At 42.9% G+C, this 20,087-nt stretch carries 19 protein-coding genes; 13 read left to right on the top strand and 6 right to left on the bottom strand.

The genetic code is table 11. From position 1 onward, the window contains the following. Nucleotides 1-22: 22 nt before the first annotated feature. Together obgE and glsA are read left to right on the top strand one after the other, a co-directional pair. Nucleotides 23-1,189, top strand: a complete 1,167-nt coding sequence (gene obgE, locus E5331_RS14840; RefSeq protein WP_123484197.1) for a GTPase ObgE — start codon at nucleotides 23-25, stop codon at nucleotides 1,187-1,189. Continuing rightward, on the top strand, nucleotides 1,182-2,009 hold the full coding sequence (gene glsA / locus E5331_RS14835) for a 1-acyl-sn-glycerol-3-phosphate acyltransferase (protein ID WP_123484196.1): 828 nt from the start codon (nucleotides 1,182-1,184) through the stop codon (nucleotides 2,007-2,009). Before obgE ends, glsA begins: the two co-directional genes overlap by 8 nt. A gap of 44 nt (nucleotides 2,010-2,053) precedes the next feature. On the opposite strand, the gene E5331_RS14830 is transcribed toward glsA, so the two are convergent. From E5331_RS14830 to E5331_RS14805, 6 genes are all read right to left on the bottom strand, one after another. Further along, a complete protein-coding gene (locus E5331_RS14830; protein WP_168355254.1) occupies nucleotides 2,054-3,166 on the bottom strand; it encodes a 6-bladed beta-propeller in 1,113 nt (370 codons plus the stop codon). Nucleotides 3,167-3,215: 49 nt separating this feature from the next. Continuing rightward, nucleotides 3,216-4,229: a 6-bladed beta-propeller gene (locus E5331_RS14825; protein WP_168355253.1), complete on the bottom strand. Its 1,014-nt coding sequence runs from the start codon at nucleotides 4,227-4,229 to the stop codon at nucleotides 3,216-3,218. A 197-nt stretch (nucleotides 4,230-4,426) separates the two neighbouring features. Then, the gene (locus E5331_RS14820) at nucleotides 4,427-5,599 is read right to left on the bottom strand and encodes a 6-bladed beta-propeller (protein WP_135985625.1); all 1,173 of its coding nucleotides are present in this window, start codon (nucleotides 5,597-5,599) and stop codon (nucleotides 4,427-4,429) included. A gap of 23 nt (nucleotides 5,600-5,622) precedes the next feature. Next, nucleotides 5,623-5,934: a hypothetical protein gene (locus E5331_RS14815; RefSeq protein ID WP_123484192.1), complete on the bottom strand. Its 312-nt coding sequence runs from the start codon at nucleotides 5,932-5,934 to the stop codon at nucleotides 5,623-5,625. Nucleotides 5,935-6,131: 197 nt separating this feature from the next. Further along, the gene (locus tag E5331_RS14810; RefSeq protein WP_123484191.1) at nucleotides 6,132-7,286 is read right to left on the bottom strand and encodes a 6-bladed beta-propeller; all 1,155 of its coding nucleotides are present in this window, start codon (nucleotides 7,284-7,286) and stop codon (nucleotides 6,132-6,134) included. Between the two features lie 10 nt (nucleotides 7,287-7,296). Further along, nucleotides 7,297-8,079, bottom strand: coding sequence for a hypothetical protein (locus tag E5331_RS14805; protein ID WP_123484190.1), 783 nt, complete (start codon nucleotides 8,077-8,079; stop codon nucleotides 7,297-7,299). Nucleotides 8,080-8,704: 625 nt separating this feature from the next. On the opposite strand from E5331_RS14805, the gene yidC reads away from it, so the two are divergent. From yidC to E5331_RS14750, 11 genes are all read left to right on the top strand, one after another. Then, entirely contained in the window at nucleotides 8,705-10,807 is a 2,103-nt protein-coding gene (yidC, locus tag E5331_RS14800) for a membrane protein insertase YidC (RefSeq protein ID WP_123484188.1), read from the top strand. A 97-nt stretch (nucleotides 10,808-10,904) separates the two neighbouring features. Continuing rightward, complete coding sequence (locus E5331_RS14795) at nucleotides 10,905-11,723, top strand: 4Fe-4S binding protein (RefSeq protein ID WP_123484187.1); 819 nt, start codon at nucleotides 10,905-10,907, stop codon at nucleotides 11,721-11,723. A gap of 74 nt (nucleotides 11,724-11,797) precedes the next feature. Further along, nucleotides 11,798-12,592 (top strand): thymidylate synthase, encoded by a 795-nt coding sequence (locus E5331_RS14790; protein ID WP_123484186.1) that lies wholly within the window; start codon nucleotides 11,798-11,800, stop codon nucleotides 12,590-12,592. Between the two features lie 601 nt (nucleotides 12,593-13,193). Beyond that, nucleotides 13,194-14,966 carry a tetratricopeptide repeat protein gene (locus E5331_RS14785; protein ID WP_135985623.1) on the top strand — a complete coding sequence of 591 codons (1,773 nt, stop codon included), beginning with the start codon at nucleotides 13,194-13,196 and terminating at the stop codon, nucleotides 14,964-14,966. A gap of 128 nt (nucleotides 14,967-15,094) precedes the next feature. Next, on the top strand, nucleotides 15,095-15,493 hold the full coding sequence (locus E5331_RS14780) for a hypothetical protein (protein WP_135985621.1): 399 nt from the start codon (nucleotides 15,095-15,097) through the stop codon (nucleotides 15,491-15,493). A gap of 19 nt (nucleotides 15,494-15,512) precedes the next feature. Beyond that, complete coding sequence (locus E5331_RS14775) at nucleotides 15,513-17,027, top strand: vitamin K epoxide reductase family protein (RefSeq protein ID WP_123484184.1); 1,515 nt, start codon at nucleotides 15,513-15,515, stop codon at nucleotides 17,025-17,027. A gap of 100 nt (nucleotides 17,028-17,127) precedes the next feature. Further along, nucleotides 17,128-17,316, top strand: a complete 189-nt coding sequence (locus E5331_RS14770) for a hypothetical protein (protein ID WP_123484183.1) — start codon at nucleotides 17,128-17,130, stop codon at nucleotides 17,314-17,316. Between the two features lie 137 nt (nucleotides 17,317-17,453). Then, nucleotides 17,454-18,302, top strand: coding sequence for a GLPGLI family protein (locus tag E5331_RS14765; RefSeq protein ID WP_123484182.1), 849 nt, complete (start codon nucleotides 17,454-17,456; stop codon nucleotides 18,300-18,302). Nucleotides 18,303-18,412: 110 nt separating this feature from the next. Next, on the top strand, nucleotides 18,413-18,601 hold the full coding sequence (locus tag E5331_RS14760) for a hypothetical protein (protein ID WP_123484181.1): 189 nt from the start codon (nucleotides 18,413-18,415) through the stop codon (nucleotides 18,599-18,601). A gap of 137 nt (nucleotides 18,602-18,738) precedes the next feature. Next, on the top strand, nucleotides 18,739-19,587 hold the full coding sequence (locus E5331_RS14755) for a GLPGLI family protein (RefSeq protein ID WP_135985619.1): 849 nt from the start codon (nucleotides 18,739-18,741) through the stop codon (nucleotides 19,585-19,587). Between the two features lie 15 nt (nucleotides 19,588-19,602). After that, the coding region (locus E5331_RS14750; protein ID WP_275441240.1) for a carboxypeptidase-like regulatory domain-containing protein at nucleotides 19,603-20,087 on the top strand (485 nt) is incomplete at its 3' end.

Below are 20,087 nucleotides of genomic sequence, written 5' to 3'. Positions count from 1 at the left end.
ATAACCAAAAACGAAATAAAACATGGCAGAATCTAATTTTATAGATTATGTGAAGATTCTTTGCCGGTCAGGAAAGGGTGGCGCAGGAAGCCGTCATTTCCATAGGGCGAAGTACGTGCCAAAAGGCGGACCCGATGGCGGCGACGGCGGACGTGGCGGTCATATTATACTTAAAGGGAACCGCCACATGTGGACGCTCCTCCCTTTGCGCTACCAGCGTCATGTCTTCGCTACCGACGGACAGAGCGGCGGCGCGGGACGCTCCTTCGGCAAGGATGGGGAGGACCGCATAATTGAGGTGCCTGTGGGCACTGCCGTATTTGATGCGGAGACGGGTGAATTTTTATGTGAGATAACGGAAGACGGCGAGGAGATAAAACTTCTTCGTGGAGGAAAGGGTGGTCTGGGCAACTGGCATTTCGCCACATCCACCAACCGCGCCCCACGTTATGCCCAGCCCGGACAGCCCGCCATTGAGAAGGCGGTGGTGCTGGAGCTGAAGCTGCTTGGCGACGTGGGTCTTGTGGGATTCCCGAATGCCGGAAAATCCACGCTGCTCTCCGCAATGTCGGCGGCAAAGCCCAAGATTGCCGACTATCCCTTCACGACGATGGAGCCGAGTCTTGGCATTGTCAACTACCGTGGCGACAAATCATTTGTGATGGCGGATATTCCCGGCATCATAGAGGGTGCCAGCGAGGGCAAGGGTCTCGGACTCCGTTTCCTGAGGCATATAGAGAGGAATGCCGTGCTGCTCTTTCTCATTCCCGCCGACAGCGACGACATAAAGAAGGATTACGAGATTCTTCTAAATGAGCTGAAGGAGTTTAATCCGGAATTGGCAGATAAGAGCCGGGTGCTCGCCATATCAAAGTGCGACATGCTTGACGATGAACTGCGTGAGGAGATTGCCGCCGAGCTCCCGGAAGGTATCCCGACAGTGTTCATATCGGCAGTGACGGGGCAGGGCTTGACTGAGCTGAAGGATATACTCTGGCGCGAGATTAATTCTGAGGAGAATCAGGTGAAGAGCACCATGACCCATCGTAATCTCGACGTGCGTCATCGTGTGGAGGAAGAGGATGAGTTCATCTTCCATCAGGATGACAATGAGGATACAGACTTCCCGATTGATGATGAGGATTGGGAAGATGAATTCTGGGACGAGGAAGACAGCGTAAATGGATAAACCGATAGAGATAGATCTTCACGGCATTCTGCGGTCGCGCCTTCCGAGGAATGTCGGGAGGATTGTGCCCGGATTTCTGATCTCCGGACTGGAGAGACTGATACGCCAGAAGGAACTTAACGAGATGCTGCGTGCCGCTTTCCCGGCACGCGGGTCGGCGTTTGCACGCAAGATCCTGGAGCATCTCGGAGTGACGGTTGAGGTGAAAGGTCTGGAGAATCTTGAAGGGCACCGTCGTCTGATGTTTGCCTCTAACCATCCGTTGGGCGGACTTGACGGCATCGCGCTCATAGCCGTGCTTGGTGAGAGATATGGCGACGACGGCATACGCTTCCTTGTCAACGACATGCTAATGAATGTGGAGCCGTTGCGCGACATGTTTATCCCTGTCAACAAATACGGACGCCAGGGGCGAGACAGGACACGCGCTATCAAGGAGGCATTGGAGTCGGAGATGCACATATTGCAATTCCCGGCAGGGCTCGTGTCGCGTCTGCAACCGGACGGCACTATCTCCGACCTTGAATGGCAGAAATCATTCGTGGCGAAATCCATAGAATCGCGGCGCGATGTCGTGCCCGTGAAATTCGAAGGGATGAATTCCATGGTGTTCTACCGCACGGCGAAATGGCGCAAGAAACTCGGACTGAAGGTCAACGTCGAACAGGCATTGCTCCCCGGTGAACTCTGCAAAGCAGGCGGGAAGCGGTTCCGTATAATCTTTGGTAAGCCGATAAGTTGGGAAAAATTGAAAGCGCGGGAAGAGAATCCACGAAATCTCGCGGCTGCATTACGAAAGATGGCTTATTCACTTGAATAAGCCATCTTTAAAAGTATTTTACAATTGTATTCACAGACTTGCCTTTAGAAAGGTGTGGTTTCATTCAGATGCCATCTTAGAAGCAAAAGATTCCCTTCCATATCTTTTATTGTCAACTCTTCCTCAGGGATACCGAGCCATTCAGTCTGATATTCCTCCCTTGTGACAGGTGACAGTATGGAACCATGGGCAGCCGGAAACATTTTGGGCAGTATGCCGCCAATAAGACCGCTGACCTTGATTTTACCTTCATTTGAAATCTCAGCCATACATAGATTACCGTTGACCACATACGTCAGCAGGAATGAATCCTGAAGAGGGATGAAGGTTTTTATCCAGTCATGCTTGGTCTGCTGCATGTAGAATTCCATACTCTCTCCAAATACGGAGTTTGGCATGGCATCAGGCAAAGAGAAAGTGAACAGAAGATCCGGAATGCCGCTGTTATTTATTTCATAGAGGGAATGGGTGAACATATCCATATAATATCCGGTATCTCCTTGCGATGACAGCAATCCCTCAAACATCGCCGTGCTTGGCATTTGTTGGGGAAGGACCGGAATATACTTACCTTCGGGTTTGAAATCCGAGGTGAATGTATATATCAGGAAGGCATCATCCCCCTCTGTATAAGTGCAATGATCTGTAGAACAGATATAATGCCCCTGGGTAAATATGATATGCCAAAGCAAAGACTCGGTCAACTTGACGCTTCTGATAAAGTTTCCCACTTCGTTATAAACATATACAGTCGAAGCCGGTGAAAGAATCGCGATGTCTCCGTTTGTGGTATTGACGGCAAAGTCAAGTATGTCGGGATATTCCCCGTGCCCATTCCCCTGAACGCCAATAGTATTCAAGAATTTACCGTCAGCCCCAAATGTAAGCACCTCCTTTCTTGAAGTCAGATCAAGAATATAAATTCTTCCATTATGTTCAATGATGCGGGCTGCATTTCCGATTGAAGCATTGGGAATGCTGTCGAGATGAATCCATTCATATTTGGAGATTAAATCACTTACCTTTACGATATGCTCCGAAGTATCCTTAAGAGATATATCCTTATCTTCTGTTTTTGTAGTCATACATGAAGACAAAATAAGCATCACTGCGAATACGAATGAAGTCTTCAGCGACATTGGAAATATGGTTCTCATATTGTTTGGAATTATGGTTGTCATCCTTGCTGAGGGATAAGAGAAAGTATCATTTTAGAGTATAGAATAGAAGGCTTCCATTCTTTTCTCCGGATTCCGATTCAAGATAGCCTATCAATTCATTGCCGTGTTGCCATCTTGGAAAGAAGGGGAACCCTTCCGATGTGGCGTTGACTGTGCCATTCTTAATCTGTCCCGTTTTGACATCATAGTAGCAGTATTGCCGCTGATTATCCAGAAGATAGCTCAACAGAACCATGTCGCCGGATATGAAACAATGAGTGGAAACCGCATATTGGGATAAGTTGCCGACATCAAGAGGTTTCCCTTCCGGGATCATACGTTTCCCAAAGTCATATCTGTATGCCGGATGCATCACTCCATCTTCATACATGTATAATGTATTGCCCTTTGAATCAAGCACGAATACATCATCCTGCATACGTTCCATGAACGTGTTTCCAACCCGGTATGAATCAAGTTCACCGACATCTGCAATCGGAATCAGATTGTCAATATGGTTCCCTTTCCTATCTGACATTATCACCATATTTGAATTAGACTTCAGATCAAGGTTGTCGGATAGGATGTTGTCACCGCAGATGAGTATGTTTTGAGCAGGATGATCCAATTGCACGTTCTCCAAGGGTTTTAGATCTGTGTCGTATTTAAGGATGGAAGCGGTGGCAATGTCCAATACGTACAGAGTGTCCTTGTCTGATGTAAGTGCGACAGGAGCGATATACTCGCCAAATCCATGACCTCTTGAGTTGATTCTTTTTGGAGAGATGCCATCTGCCAACGGATATCTTATAATCGATCCATTTTCGTCAAGAATGAACCACACGGAATCCGTGGCAACCAAATCAACGATATTACCGATTATGATGGAGTCATTATCAAGAGACACCTCACGGGTAAGTATATCCAAATCAATTTCACTCGGATCCATGGGGACAGAAGATAGATCGATCTGAATACATGAATTCCTTACAGACTCCTTGCATGAGGTCTGCATTACAATTGGCAATGCAGACACGATAATCACTATGATATTTTTCATTGGCGATAATTCATTAGTAACAATAGTTATAACCATGAGCATGGCATGTGCCGGAGTTCTCGAGATATTGCAACATGGGTGAACATGTTTCCATAGATGACAATAGAATTTGTTTCTTGTTCATAATCTAATATTTGTTTAGGTTATCTTTCCTTATATTTTGTTATCTCTTTCGGTACATATAAATTCTGTCTTTTTTAAATATGGCTTTTCAATACATATCTTATCAACACGATGCTTCCCTCACTAATTGGAGAATCCGCTATCGTAACTTTGGAGGGACTGATGACAGAAGTGAGACTCCCAATATTTTCAGAGTCAACTATACTGTACAAACCGGAGTCGTCAGAATAATCAATTATGGGGAAAGATATTTTTTCGTTGAAGTAAGCATTCAAGACATAACCTTTCCCGATTTCAACATTCCAAATAAATGTTATAAAATCTTTTAGGGTGTCGCCTCTTTTTAAGACAATAACCAAGTTGTCTCCGCAAAGCATTGTCTTAAGAGGTATTGTTTTTTCTGAACTGATTACTTCTAAACGAAGTTTTTCTAAATTTGAATAATGGTTTCCCAAATCAGATTTATTAATTCCCTTTTCTCCATAATCCAGATAATGCTGTTTGTTAAGCGTTTGAGTACCCGGATTGAACAAAAAAGAATAGTTCGTTATTCCCGGAGGGAAAAAAGCAATTTCTCCCGAAGGCATATCATGGAAACAGTTTGTCTGCATTGTCATGTCTGCCAGTATATAGTCATCATACTCAAAATTTTTGATTACTGTGCCTGATTCAGAATCATATACCATAATTTTCCGACTATCTTCCATCACGCTTTCTGGGATAAGCAGATGCTCATGATTGGAAATATCATGAATAAATCCGAAAAATACACCATCTGTTCCATTCCCCGGTCTTCTTGTAGGCAATAAGGATGCTTTTATCAGATTAAATTTAAAATCATAAAACAGTAACTGTGTAGGTGTCGCCACCTCGATACAGTCACTATGCTTGTTATATGATATGGCTGTGGCAATTGAATATTCGCCGGCACCATTCCCTATTTTATTGGTAGAATCTGATAAATATTTCCCGTCTGACGTATATACGAAAACCACATTTCTGCTATCAATTAAGATAATCTTATCATTGGTTCTCCACATGCTATTGAATCCGGATGGATAATGGTTATTGCCTAATTCAAGAGGAATAACCTCAAGTTTGTCCATTATGCTATCTACCGTAATATCTGTGGCTTCATCAAGGTTAATGATTGGTATTGAATCCGGACGATTACTCTTATTACAAGAATTTGCAATAAGAGTAATCATCATAATAATAGAAATACGATAATATAATCGAGAATTCATAGTACCCCGTTTTGTAATAGAAATTATTTTTTATTACCACGTGGAGGATTGATGCATGCAAATGTGGGATTACCGACATATTGGCAACGGTAATACATATATTCCCCACACATGGCAATCCGATTACCTTGAGTAAAGCACCTCCTATCTAATTCAGCACTACAAATTATGATTATTTCAGGCAAATCATCACCATCTGTCAGCGCTTCGATATTCTCTATAAGCAGAGAACAATAGGCATCCTTATTCTGGCTGAATGATTTTATGCCAAGATATCCTGCGGCTGTCAAGGCAACTGTTTCCATAGATGACAATAGAATTTGTTTCTTATTCATAATCTAATATTTGTTTAGGTTATTGTGGTTATAAAAAAGTCATTGAATTAAATTGATAAATTCAGTTTAATCATTTGAGGACTTCACGATAGAACAGTTCCTTCAAAATCCAAATTTTCCGCAATGACTGCCAACACACTGTCTCTTTTCTGAACAGGATACTTTACCATTCCAAGATACATGATGACTTTAGGTTGTTAGTCAATCTTCATTCTATATCGCAACAAAACTGCGCCGTCATTACGGATAATTGAATCGGCAACGAGCGGAGGACGATTAAACCCCATATCTAACTGATCATCCAGAAACTCTCCTCCGAAATTATATACAATATAAAAACTGTTTCCATACGCATCATCAGGAGCAATCATATTATTATGCATTGATATATTGTCATTAAAATACAGTTTGCCTGATTTTTCATCGTATATACAAGGCTCTGCCGTATCTTCATCCTTTACCGAAAGGCATATATACTTTCCTGCCATCATAGGCGTTGTAGTTAGAAATTGCCACCGCCTTTCTACCACATAATCCCTTGCCTTTGATTTATCCATTTCTGCTATCTCTATATTATTGAATGGTCGGGCAGTGTTAACCGACACATTGCCGATAAAGTTTCCGTCTTTGGCAGAGATCTTTGAGAATCCGTTGTATCCGGTTGATGAATATATAATAACCGAATCATTATCAGAAAGGAATCGTCTCATTCCAATCTTGTCTCTATGGTTATCATACGGATAGATTGAATGCTTTATGCTGAAAGAACTGTCAGCGATGTATAGCCGATTACCGTCTGAGTTCTCTATTTGGTTCACTCCCTCCATTGGCAACTCTGCAAGAATGAAACCTCCGTTACCCAATGGGCGAATAGCCCCGATGATAATAGGGGCATTATAGCTTCTTTTGAACATGCCGTTGTCGGAGCCATACTCATTTATCTTTTTCCCGAAGTTGTCAACAATAAATACCGATGAGTCTGTAACCGCGATGCAAGCAATCTCAAGATACTCTTGTTGCGCATGTCCCATTGAGTGTAATGTGAATAGCTGATTCCCATCCTTAGAATATGCATGTAACTTGTTTTTCCTTTTGTCAAGAATATATATCCCTTTGTCGGTCACCTGTAGTTCGTCAATGCCGGATATGGGATTCTCTATTGAGCCATGCAATGGAATGAATTCCACGGAATCAACAATTGTTGGTATTGTATTAGCCTGATCAGAATGTGAATAATCAATCTCATATAAAGTGGTTAAATCTGTACCGTTGCCCTTTTTAGTATTGTTGCAAGATACAAAAATAACGGAAACGATTCCTATGATAAGTGTAATTACTGATAATATCTTCATTGTCAAACTGTTATTTGTGGTGGTGGCATTTTACAGGCTTTTTCATTGGAAATACCCCTTCATCAGGACGAACCAGATTCTCACTCTCGATCCATTCTGCTTTCGGTTGGTCGCCATATCTTACGCTGTTAAGCGCAACCTCAATATACTTCTCTTTATTTTTGAGTCCCTCGTCATTGAGGAATATTTTTATCGGGAAGGCATAGTGGTTTTTATTTCTCAAAGCCAATGCCACGCAGTGGTTATGGTCGCTCCACAGAGGATTCTTTACTTCATACTCATAGACTAAGGTTTTGTCGGAGTTGGTATTATCTGGATTACGGAGCATGTTGATCAGCGGGGTAATATTGATGGAATCATTGCCGGTGGCTGCGATCAGTTCGGTCTCCATCATGTAGTCGGGTGACATGCCGATGAAATCTATTGCCAACGGATAGACTATTAGGGCATCCTTTACATCGGATTCAAAAACGGGACCGAGCAGGCTTGTGCCGACCTGACCATCGTAATGGTCAGACCGATATTGCGGATCTGGAGAGAATATCAATCGGGATTCGGCATCAGGATCTGACGTCATTTGGAATCCCTCCGGAGAGTTGACCGCCACATCGAGCGAATCCATTGACGCCCTGTAGGCATGTATATATTCATCATTGGAAGTTTTCCCTTTCGACATCTCACACCAATATACAAGTCGGTCGTAGCCAGGGACTGCATCATGAATCTCAGCGATTGTGGGAATCCATGAATAAGCAAATACGATGCTTATAATCAAAAAGGTTCTTTTCATCATAGTTTATTGAGATTACGTGGCTGTTATAAATATATTCGTCGTGGAAAAATTAAGAAGTATTGTCTAAACGGATGCTAATGGGTTTGAAAATATTGCAAAATTATACAATTCAAATGAAAGACACTTTCAAAATTGTATCAAATGTATTTCGATTTGTATTAAATGCTTCCCCATTCGCAAATATGATGTGTCTCACCCTAAATTCTGTCATTAAAATATGGGAAATTTCAGAATTTTTAGTGAATTTAGAAGTCTTTGAATGTATGTTGGGATTCCAGCATAATGAGGTTTAGACAACTTCAATTAAAAAGACTGATGAAATTCACAAGAAAGTATGGCGTTTTAACATTTCGGAATCAGTTTATACGACTTCTTGGGCGACTCTGCGACAATAGATATGAATCAGAAGCGGAGGAGAGATTGGATTTTACGTATTTTTTGTGGAAAAATAGATTTTTTAGGGTGGGGAGGTGTGAAAATCCGTTATTTCTGACTAATTTTGTAACTTAAACGCAAATGTAGTATTGTGGATGAGTGCGCATGTCGGCGGGAGAAGTCAGATTTTGCCACTTCAGCAACTATGACAGCTTGGAATTAACTCAAAAACATCAACAGATAAAGAATAATGGATAAAAACACCGTCACAGGATTACTGCTTATGGCAGTAGTGTTTTTCGGTTTCATGTGGCTGACGCCACGAAACACTCCGGAATCGGAACCGGAAGATTCCGGAAGCGTTCAGGCTACCGCTCCACAGGTAAGTTCGGTCGACTCGTTGTCAGACACGGAGCAGGAATGGCTTGTGAAAAATATCATTGAACATGGCGAGCAGGTGGTGCTTGCCGACAGCACCCACGCAGCCCGTCTCTCCGACGGCGCGATCAATCTCACTGCCGTAGGCGACTCCGTGAGTGGGACAGTTGCCGTAGATGGCAAACTCCTCAGCTGGAAGGATATATGCCGTGCCGACCTGAAGAAGATGTCGGTGCAGGAACAGCGCAAGGCTATCGAGATGGTGCGCACAGCCTCACTATCAATGGGACGCTACGGCAAGTTCTCCCGTTTCCTCTCCGGCACAGACTCCATCATCAATCTGGAAAATGATGTGCTTAAACTGCAATTGAGCGCAAAATCAGGCTCTATCACGCGTGCCGAGCTGAAGAAATACGACACGGAATACACTCCCGACGAAAGCCTCAAGCGCAAGGAGAGAGTGGTTATCTTCGAGAACGGCTCCAATACATTTGATTTCCAGCTACCCCTCCCGCAGTCGGTAAGCTCTGCCGATCTCTACTTCACTCCGAAGGTGGTCAACGACAGCACCATCCTCATGTCGCTCCCCGTGGCTGACGGTGCATTCTGGGGTATAGAATACACCTTGCCGAAGGGCGACAGCTACGTAGTTGGTATCAAGATTGTGCAGCAGGGGATGGCACAGGTGGTGGAGAGCAACAACCGCAACCTTCAGATCAACTGGCATCAGGACCTTATCCGTCAGGAGAAAGGAAAGATGTTTGAGGAGAGAAATTCCGCACTCTACTACAAGTTTGCAGGTGGCTCCGTGGAGAATCTTTCTGAGAGCAAGAACGACAGCGAAGAGCGTCAGGCAAAGATACGCTGGATCGGATTCAAGAATCAGTTCTTCTCTACAGTGCTTGTCAGCGAGAGAGCATTCAATACAGCCGACTTCCAGTCGACATTCCTGAAGAACGACCCCTATCTGCTGAAACGTTTCGACACCCAGGCAGTGGTCAACGACTACGACTGGCGTGCAGAGGTGCCGGCACAGTTCTCTCTCTTCATCGGTCCTAACCTCTATCCGCTTCTCTCGTCGCTCGACAAGAAGACAGTGGCAGACGAAGACCTCAACCTCACCAAGCTGATCCCACTCGGATGGTCAATTTTCCGTTGGATCAACACTGGCATAGTCATCCCGATATTCAATCTCCTCGGCTCGTTCATCTCCAACTACGGCATAATCATCCTGATAATGACGATACTCATCAAGCTCGTCCTCTTCCCGCTCACCTACAAGAGCTACAAGGGACAGGCAAAGATGCGTATCCTCGCCCCCGATATCAAGGAAATCAACGAGAAATATCCCGGCAACGAGAATGCCATGATACGCCAGCAGAAGACGATGGCACTCTACAACAAGGCGGGTGCCAACCCGATGGCAGGCTGCCTCCCGATGATGCTCCAGATGCCGCTCCTTTTCGCTATGTTCTCCTTCTTCCCCTCTGCGATAGAGCTGCGCGGACAGAGCTTCCTATGGGTGAAAGACCTTGCCGCGCCTGACGCCATAATCTCATGGAGCGGCAACATCCCGCTCGTGACCGAATATTTCGGCAACCACATCTCCCTCTTCTGTCTTCTCATGACCGTCACCAACATCATCTATACGCGTGTCAACATGCAGAACACCCCCGGTCAGATGCCAGGCATGAAATGGATGATGTATCTGATGCCCGTCATGTTCATGGTCTTCTTCAACAACTATGCTGCCGGACTTTCCTACTACTACTTCCTCTCGCTCCTGATCACAATCGTGCAGACCTACGCCTTCCGTTTCGTGATCAAGGAGGAAGACGTGCGCCGCACCATGGCAGAGAATGCCAAGAAGCCGAAGAAGAAGAGCGGATTCATGGCACGCCTTGAAGAGATGCAGCGTCAGCAGCAGGCTATGATGCGTGAGCAGCAGAAGCAGCGCGGCAACAACCGTCGCTGATCCTCTGCCGCCACGTCGGATAGAATCATATCTACGGGGGGACTGTGTTCATACAGGCTCCCCGTTTTTGTCAAATCAAAATAAACATGGCTGTAATATGAAAGACCTCCGCACAATAAGGATTTTTCTTGCCACCCTGTTCTTCATCGGTGCGGTGGCATATCTCGCGATAAGCGAGACGATACATCCGATGGCAAGGATAGTGCCGGAAGTGCAGATTGTCCCATCGTTGCTGGCATCCGGACTCGGTGCGATTGTGGTATGGTTTGGCATAACGTTCCTTTTCGGGAGGGTCTATTGTTCAGCCGTATGTCCGGTGGGGATATTGCAGGATCTTATCATATTCCTACGCAGATACATCCGTCCGCTGCGTCGTCCCTACTCTTATAGGAAGCCGGTTCAGTTCAGGTATCATCTCCTCGTCATCTATCTGTTCTGCCTTGTGGCGGGAGTGACGTTGGTGTCGTTTGCGATAGAGCCGTGGCACATCATGCAGAATATCTGTGGAGCGTTTCATCCGTCGAGGATGGCTGCGGTATGGCTGACGCTGGGGGTGGGGGTCCCCGTGGGCATTATTGCCGGGATAGTCTCCCTGCTGCTGCTCGTGGTCTTCTCCCTGCTGACGGGGCGCGGATTCTGCACCATGGTATGCCCTATAGGGACGGCATTGGGATGCTTCGGCGACAACACTCTCTATCATATCGAGATTGATCCCGACAAATGCGTCAACTGCATGAAGTGCGAGGAGATATGCCGCTCGCAATGCATAAAGGTAGTGGGCAGGCACGTCGACAATTCCCGGTGCGTGAGATGTTTCGACTGCGTGAAAGTCTGTCCGAACGACGCAATACGTTTTCAGGTAAACCGTAACATGCGTGTCACCCCCATGGTGCGCAAAGTGAAGAGAGGGGTATGAGTGATCCCTGTTTGTTAGTGGGGTTATTAGTGCTCCCTGTTTTGTAAAGGTGAAGATTAAAAATAACAAAATAAATGAAACAATATCTCGAACTGCTCCGTCATATCCTTGATGAGGGGCACAAGAAGAGCGACCGGACCGGGACAGGCACGATCTCCACGTTCGGCTATCAGATGCGTTTTGACCTGTCGGAAGGTTTCCCAATTCTGACCACAAAGAAAGTGCATCTCAAGAGCGTCATCTATGAGCTGCTTTGGTTTCTGGCAGGCGATACCAACGTGAAGTATCTTCAGGACCACGGTGTGCGAATCTGGAACGAATGGGCGGATCCCGATGGCAATTTAGGGCATATCTACGGTTTCCAGTGGCGTTCATGGCCCGACTATGACGGAGGATTCATCGACCAGATCTCGGAGGCGATACATACGATAAAGACCAATCCCGATTCACGGCGTATAATCGTGAGTAGCTGGAACGTTGCGGATCTCGACAACATGAACCTGCCCCCCTGCCATAGCCTATTCCAATTCTACGTCAACGACGGCAAACTATCGTTGCAGCTCTACCAGCGCAGCGGCGACAGTTTTCTTGGTGTGCCCTTCAATATCGCCAGCTACGCATTGCTCACCATGATGGTGGCGCAGGTGTGCGGACTACAGCCGGGAGAATTTATCCATACTCTTGGCGACGCCCATATCTATCTCAATCATCTCGATCAGGTCAGGACGCAGCTTGAACGTGAGCCGAGAAAATTGCCGGTGATGAAGATAAATCCGGAGGTGACGGATATATTCAAGTTCCGTTATGAGGATTTCACGCTTGAGGACTACGATCCGTGGCCCGCAATCAAAGGAGAGGTAAGTATATAAAAATCATTGACGGAGCGTCTCACGACGTCCCGTCAACTTGCGCTTTAATTAATTGATTTTATCAGTTCCCTAATTTTTAATTTACACCTAATTATCCATTTGTTTCAGTACCCGTCAAATAAGAAATATTTGTGCATTTCTACTGCTCGAAAGCGAGAATTTTCCATTTTGTTTTTAGAAAACTAAAAAACTAAAAAGAGTTTTATCGTTTTCGAGTGCAAAATTAATATGAGAAAAAAAGAAATGCAAATTTTTTTTGAAAAAATTTTATCAAATGTCCCAAATCGTCCCAAAAAATCACCTTTTGACCAATAAATGAGCCGAAGAGGGGAGAAAAAACTTGAAAAAACACGGAATTTTCCCTCCGATTGCCCCATGACGCCCCCAAAATTGTACCTGATTTTGATTATGGTTTTCCAAAAAATAAAGAAATATACAAGGCAGTATAGAGTTAATTTTTTACCATATTCATTTGATGTATATTTGAATTTTTTACCCTATCTTTGTAGGGTAAGTTGCCAACAAAATATCTTCCTCAATTATTGCAACTTCAATGTTACCTTTATTATAATCATAATAACTTTAAATATATATCAATACGATGATTACCCGTATATTTTTATTATTGGTTCTCTCTTCAATATTATTCTGTTGCACGAATACCCAACCAGACAACAGACTTACGGAAGTAGCAGACCTGGTTAATAAAAATCCCCAAAAAGCATTAGATTCAATTTATTCCATTCCGTATTCAGAACTGTCTGATGCTGACAAATATTTGTTTGATTTCTTATTAGTTAAATGCAGCGATAAGGCATTTGTAACTCATACTTCCGACTCTCTTATTTTAAAGGTTATCAATTATGAATCCAAGAACCGGCATTTAGGCAGATACGCAGAAGCATTGTATTACGGAGGTCGTGTATATCATGACTTGGGGGATATGCCTACTGCATTAAGCTATTATCAAAATGCATTGGATTTAGTTTCAACCGAATCTATGAATAATTCAATAAGAGATAATATCCTCAGTCAAATCAGCGGTGTGTTAAATTCTCTCAGATTGTATGAACAAGCCATTCCATACGTAACAGAGGTTATTAAGTCAGACTCTTTGTCTAATGATTCAATAAATCTCATGTATGACACGGAACTGTTAGGTTCGATTAATCTACATGCAAAGAAGTTTGATTCCGCAGAATCTGCTTTCAAGAAAGCAATAAAGATTGCCAAAAGAGTTTCCCCGGATGATTCTATAAGGCAATGCATGTATCTGGCTGCAACAAAATATAATAAAAATCAGATTGACTCTGCATTAACATTGATTCGCCCTACGTTGAAAAATATTGATTCTATATCAAGAAATGTAGCTTTAGCGTATGCCGGATATATCTATAAGAAAGCCGGTATTGCTGACACAGCTATCATGTATGCTTCAGAACTTATCAAAAGCAAAGATTCCCTAAACCGTCATACAGGATACCATATAATTCTTTCAAAAGAATTTAAGGGACACATTCATCCGGACTCTGCACAAAAATATATATATGATTACTCTGTAATTATCAACTCTCTTCTTAATAAAAATGGGAATAATGAGGCTTTAATGCAAAACTCATTCTATAATTATCAACTTCACCAACGCGAACGTATCAAGACTGAAGAGTATAATAACAAACTGCAAATTGGAATAATTATCTTTTTACTTATCACGGGAATCCTGTCTATTTCTTTGTTATACATGAAAAACAAGGATAATTCCCAACGATTAAATCTAATTTATGCACTTGATAAGCTACAGATACTGAGTTCAGATCTTCAAAATGCCTCCGCTGAAAAGGGATTCGGAAATAAATGTATATATTTACCCAAACTCAGTATAAGTAATGATTTAAATAGCAATACACATAGCATTTCCCATAAAGATAATAACTTTTCTATAATTTCAGGCGATATACCGGATTTAAGAATAAAACTAAGAAATGAGCTTCTATCCATTCGTAACAATTATAAACCATCTCCTATATCTTCCGTCATATTAGAGTCAGAAATCTATAATAAGATTCAGAGTTATATCAAAAACGGAAAAGTTATTTCGGATAAAAATCCCATTTGGGCAGAACTTGAGGAAATCATTCTACAAGTTTCTCCAAACTTCAAACAAAGGCTAAATCTTTTGACCGTAGGAAAATTAAAACCTTCAGATATTCATACTGCACTTTTAATCAAATGTGGAATCTCTCCCACAAATATTGCTACATTAGTTGGACGAGCGAAAGCAACAATCGTTTACCGTCGAGAATCCCTTGCACTCAAGGTATTTGATGAGAAAACAGGCACAGATATAATTGATGATATAATTCGTTTATTATAAGATATATACAGCTTAATTTAATGTTCAGTTTTTGTTCGAATTTTAAAATTCGAACAAAAACTGAACATCTTTTTTACGCAATATCGAAAATAATGAAATAATTTTGCGAAAAACAAAAAACATCATTTATGAACGGTTTCCTTACTTTCCCAATCTTCATTGCGATGTTATTATCAACATCAATCGCACATGCATCTGACGACACGACCTATGTTGTGAGTGTTACACAAAGTCCAGACTCTGACTCAGACTCTGACTCAGACCCGGAACATGTAGACGACGGTCCGGTAAGACATCGTCTGCCATCTAAACCAGGAGTATGCATCATAACTCATGAAAGTGTAGACATTTCCTCAATATCTTCTGAAGAGATATATTTATATGATGTGTACGATACTAATGGTGGATGTATTGCATCTTTTACATCAGAACAAGACTTCACCAAATTCTTATATGAAACAACAGGTACCATCGAAATCAGACTCCGTATTAAAGGATATGTAATTCATGGTTATCTGGATTTATAAAATTAACGTTTAAAATCTCATGCTGTCTCAAACATTGATCAAATATAGCAGCCTATTTCTGAAAGGTGTTGACAATAACGGTCTCAGGATATTCCTGGAGTCCTCTCCTATATATCCGACCCTTCTCTCCGTCATCCAGACCCTACAATATGTCGGGTTAGACTGTAATGCCGGTCAATGTGATTGGGAATATCTGGAGAAAATCGGCTCTCCATTCCTTCTGCATCTGAAACATGACAAACAGGAAATCCTGATTATCGCCAAATGGGATAATACCAGTCATTCGCTGAAAACTTATAATCTGAAAAACAAGCGATGGGTTATAAAGGATAGAGCGGATGTGGAACGTTTTTGGAATGGGGTGGTGATATACACGAACGACCGACAGACAAGAGAATCCAATGGTTGGCAATTTGGGATTTTTATCCTGATCATATTGGGAATATCCCTACTTGCAACCATTTCTCTCCATCATGATAAGATGGCTGCAATCTATTACATCCCTATGATTTTAGGTTTCGTAATAAGCTGCTGTCTCTATATGAAATCGGATATGCCTTTAGGGGGTATGATTGACAGGCTATGCAACATATCGACTGCTACAGATTGTGAACGTGTGGATAAATCTTCCTACAGTTCCGTCGCAGGATTCAAGATGAGCTGTCTGTCTTTAGTATTCTTCCTATCCCAATTGGCAGCCTCCTCAATCTCGGTATTGATGGAAATATCCGGGAATCTAAGTTCCTTATATTCCATCTCCGCTGCTGCAATAATTCCGATGATTGGATATTCAGTCTATGGTCAGTTCAAGGTCGGCAAGATATGTCCGTTGTGTATTCTTGTTGCTGCCTGTGTTGCCGCAGAGGCTGCCATGTTTATAGGTATGTCCCGGTATTCCATAAATATAAAGGTATGTGTACTCTGGTCCGGAATATTCCTGATTACGGCACTTACATTAAGGCTTATCTCAGACTATCGTTCAAAAAATAATGAACATGCCGTTGAGGAGATGGCGTTGCTGAGGCTAAAACGTCGGGAAGAGATAATTTCATTGGAAAGCACTCCAATAAAGGCTATTGAATCACCGATATGGTTTGGGGATGAAAATTCTCCAATCAGGGTGACAACCGTAATCTCACCGGGGTGTAACCATTGCCGTAAGGTTGTTGCAGAATTTATCCCATTACTGAAAACCGGATTGAGATTCCGATGGGATATAGTGCTTGGGGCAACCTCAAAAAAGGATTCCCAAGTAATTGACAGGTGGATTCAAGAATACCTGTCTGACAAGAATGGTTTCTTCAGGGAATTATCGGTATGGGGTGGCGGTAAAATTCCGAACTTACCATCATCAGATCTGAATACAGGGAATACCGAAATTTCTGAAATCAAAAAGAGTTTCAATATACTGATCTTAGGAATGAATATTTCAGGATTTCCCAGAATTATCTTGAATGACAGATTATTGTCATCCATTTACACTTCCTCTGATTTAGAATATATAATTACTGACAAAGTAGCTACTCTAAAATGATATCATTTTTCAAAAGCAGGTTGCAAAACAACCTGCAAACGTAAGTCGCAACGCGTTATGATGCGATAAATTTTCAATTTCAAACCTAAAACACAACAGAATGAAAGAGATTTCTAAACTACAGCTCATCTCCTTGACCGGAGGCTGGATAGACCCTGTGAAATGTCAGGAAGTGCAGGAAGAAGCCGCTGAACTTCCCCCTTGTGAAAGTCCTGATGACCCCGGTTACGACCAATGGGAGAAGTGGCTTGAACGATATGACAAATACTGTGGAGGTAGCAATATCTAAACGACTCCTGTCATTTAGATTACTGTAACAAATTAGTGGGGTAGATTAAAGGGTTAAGTAATATGCTATTCTTCATAATATATTTCATGAACCTATAATCCACCCCACTATAAGAATGACAACAAGAATTTCACAATATGTTTTGCAGATTATTATTTTTACTGTCAATCATTTCCCCGTTTATTCTCTCAGCCCAGATTGCGACTGAGATAAAGCTGGAACCGGCTATGGTCACAGTGAAATATGAAAGGAAAGTCGAAATGGACACCCTTGATAGAGGGAACAAGGCCAGAACTACCATACTAACACTGAAGGCTGGAAAAAATCATAGCGCATTCTATGATGCCAAACGGAAATGGATTGACTCAATTGAGTATCGGTATGATGATTTTTTCCGTGCGCAATACAATGGCAAGGAGTATTATGACTTTGTAGGAAAGACATCCAGCATTAAACTTTTCAAGAATTATCCTGAAGGGAAAATTAGGGTGCATGATTTCTTTGACATCTGCAGATGGAATATAGACGAGGATATGGAAAAGCCGGAATGGAATGTGACCGACTCAACTGCAAACATATTGGGCTATGAATGTATAATGGCCACGACCAAATTCAGGGGCAGGGTGTGGAATGTCTGGTTCACTCCGGAAATACCGGTTTCGGATGGTCCGTGGAAACTGTGGGGACTCCCCGGACTTATTCTTCATGCATCAGATTCCAATAATGACTACACTTTCTCTGCATTGGAAGTGAGCGACAGAAATCCGGGATATGTCGAGTATTTCGATTACAGACCCCAGCCTATCTTTGAGTCTACAAAAAGGATAAAATCTCTTCAGAGAAAATGGAAATCATCTCAGGAGAACATTGCCTACAGGATAGCGACGTCAGGCATGTTGGGTGACAAGACTCCGGATGTCAGCAAAATGAAGAAGACCTTTATACTGAAATACGATTTCGAAGAGACCGATTACCCTCATGAATAAATAGTGACTGATATATTTTTCAAAAGCAGGTTGCAAAACAACCTACAAACGTAAGTCGCAACGCGTTATGATGCGATAAATTTTCAATTTCAAACCTAAAACACAACAGTATGAAAGAGATTTCTAAACTACAGCTCATCTCCTTGACCGGAGGCTGGATAGACCCTGTGAAATGTCAGGAAATACAGGAAGAAGCCGCTGAACTTCCCCCTTGTGAAAGTCCTGATGACCCCGGTTACGACCAATGGGAGAAGTGGCTTGAACGATATGACAAATACTGTGGAGGTAGCAATATCTAAACGACTCCTGTCATTTAGATTACTGTAACAAATTAGTGGGGTAGATTAAAGGGTTAAGTAATATGCTATTCTTCATAATATATTTCATGAACCTATAATCCACCCCACTATAAGAATGACAACAAGAATTTCACAATATGTTTTGCAGATTATTATTTTTACTGTCAATCATTTCCCCGTTTATTCTCTCAGCCCAGATTGCGACTGAGATAAAGCTGGAACCGGCTCTGATCACAGTGAAATATGAAAGGAGAATGGTAACTGACTCGCTTGACAGGGAAAACAAGATTCGAATATCCTCAATGACCCTAAAGGCAGGAAAATCATACAGCGCCTTTTATGAAGCTAAAAGGAAGTGGATAGATTCTATGGAATACGTGAACGATGATTATATACGTTCATTATACAAGGGTAAGGAATATTATAATGTCAAAGGTAAATTGTGGCGTGTTAGAATCTTCAAGAATTATCCTGAAGGGAAAATCAGTACTCATGATTCCTTTGACCTGTGCAGCTGGAATATAGATGAGGATATGGAGAAACCGGAATGGAATGTGACCGACTCGACTGCAAACATATTGGGCTATGAATGTATCATGGCCACGACTAAATTTAGGGGCAGGGAATGGAATGTCTGGTTCACTCCGGAAATACCGGTTTCGGATGGTCCGTGGAAACTGTGGGGACTCCCCGGACTTATACTTCATGCATCTGATTCCAATAATGACTATTCTTTCTCCGCATTGGAGGTGAGCGACAAGAATCCGGGATATGTCGAGTATTTCGATTACAGACCCCAGCCTATCTTTGAGTCTACAAATAGGATAAAATCTCTTCAGAGAAAATGGAAGGCTTACCATGAGAACATTGCCTACAAGATAGCAACGTCAGGCATGTTGGGTGACAAGACTCCGGATGTCAGCAAAATGAAGAAGACCTTTATACTGAAATTCGATTTCGAGGAGACCGACTACCCTCACGAATAACCGATACTGAACAATATGAGAAAGGGCATACTACTGATTATGATGATACTCTGCCAGCTGGCTGCAATGGCGGAGACTGTGATAGACGGGAATGTTGTAGAGGCTATATCCGGTAAACCGGTGGCGGCCGCGAACGTGATGGTCAAGAACGGCTTCGGACGGCTCCTCGGATTCGCATCCTCGGATGAGAACGGCTCATTCTCAATCAAACTGAAGGACGGCTCCACGGAGAACCTGACAATCTCCGCATCAATGCTGGGATACAGGAACTACTCCGCTCCGTTGGTCTGCGACGGGAAACGCGTCACAATATCCATGGAGGATGGCGCGATCGAGCTGAAGGAGGTGGTCGTAAAGGCGGACCAGATACGGGAGAACGGCGACACCATCACATATAATGTAGGCAGCTTCGCCCAGAAGCAGGACAGGACCATAGGGGATGTATTGAAACGTATGCCGGGCATCGATGTGGCGAACAACGGGAAGATACAGTATCAGGG

The sequence above is a fragment of the Lepagella muris genome (assembly GCF_004793975.1).
Taxonomy (GTDB): Bacteria; Bacteroidota; Bacteroidia; order Bacteroidales; family Muribaculaceae; genus Lepagella; species Lepagella muris.
This window is presented reverse-complemented; position numbering and strand designations above follow the sequence as displayed.

Excerpts from the sequence above, each read along its gene's own strand:
- obgE (WP_123484197.1), top strand. The coding sequence starts at position 23 with ATGGCAGAATCTAATTTTATAGATTATGTGAAGATTCTTTGCCGGTCA.
- glsA (WP_123484196.1), top strand. The coding sequence starts at position 1,182 with ATGGATAAACCGATAGAGATAGATCTTCACGGCATTCTGCGGTCGCGC.
- E5331_RS14830 (WP_168355254.1), bottom strand. The coding sequence starts at position 3,166 with ATGAGAACCATATTTCCAATGTCGCTGAAGACTTCATTCGTATTCGCA.
- E5331_RS14825 (WP_168355253.1), bottom strand. The coding sequence starts at position 4,229 with ATGAAAAATATCATAGTGATTATCGTGTCTGCATTGCCAATTGTAATG.
- E5331_RS14820 (WP_135985625.1), bottom strand. The coding sequence starts at position 5,599 with ATGAATTCTCGATTATATTATCGTATTTCTATTATTATGATGATTACT.
- E5331_RS14815 (WP_123484192.1), bottom strand. The coding sequence starts at position 5,934 with ATGAATAAGAAACAAATTCTATTGTCATCTATGGAAACAGTTGCCTTG.
- E5331_RS14810 (WP_123484191.1), bottom strand. The coding sequence starts at position 7,286 with ATGAAGATATTATCAGTAATTACACTTATCATAGGAATCGTTTCCGTT.
- E5331_RS14805 (WP_123484190.1), bottom strand. The coding sequence starts at position 8,079 with ATGATGAAAAGAACCTTTTTGATTATAAGCATCGTATTTGCTTATTCA.
- yidC (WP_123484188.1), top strand. The coding sequence starts at position 8,705 with ATGGATAAAAACACCGTCACAGGATTACTGCTTATGGCAGTAGTGTTT.
- E5331_RS14795 (WP_123484187.1), top strand. The coding sequence starts at position 10,905 with ATGAAAGACCTCCGCACAATAAGGATTTTTCTTGCCACCCTGTTCTTC.
- E5331_RS14790 (WP_123484186.1), top strand. The coding sequence starts at position 11,798 with ATGAAACAATATCTCGAACTGCTCCGTCATATCCTTGATGAGGGGCAC.
- E5331_RS14785 (WP_135985623.1), top strand. The coding sequence starts at position 13,194 with ATGATTACCCGTATATTTTTATTATTGGTTCTCTCTTCAATATTATTC.
- E5331_RS14780 (WP_135985621.1), top strand. The coding sequence starts at position 15,095 with ATGAACGGTTTCCTTACTTTCCCAATCTTCATTGCGATGTTATTATCA.
- E5331_RS14775 (WP_123484184.1), top strand. The coding sequence starts at position 15,513 with ATGCTGTCTCAAACATTGATCAAATATAGCAGCCTATTTCTGAAAGGT.
- E5331_RS14770 (WP_123484183.1), top strand. The coding sequence starts at position 17,128 with ATGAAAGAGATTTCTAAACTACAGCTCATCTCCTTGACCGGAGGCTGG.
- E5331_RS14765 (WP_123484182.1), top strand. The coding sequence starts at position 17,454 with ATGTTTTGCAGATTATTATTTTTACTGTCAATCATTTCCCCGTTTATT.
- E5331_RS14760 (WP_123484181.1), top strand. The coding sequence starts at position 18,413 with ATGAAAGAGATTTCTAAACTACAGCTCATCTCCTTGACCGGAGGCTGG.
- E5331_RS14755 (WP_135985619.1), top strand. The coding sequence starts at position 18,739 with ATGTTTTGCAGATTATTATTTTTACTGTCAATCATTTCCCCGTTTATT.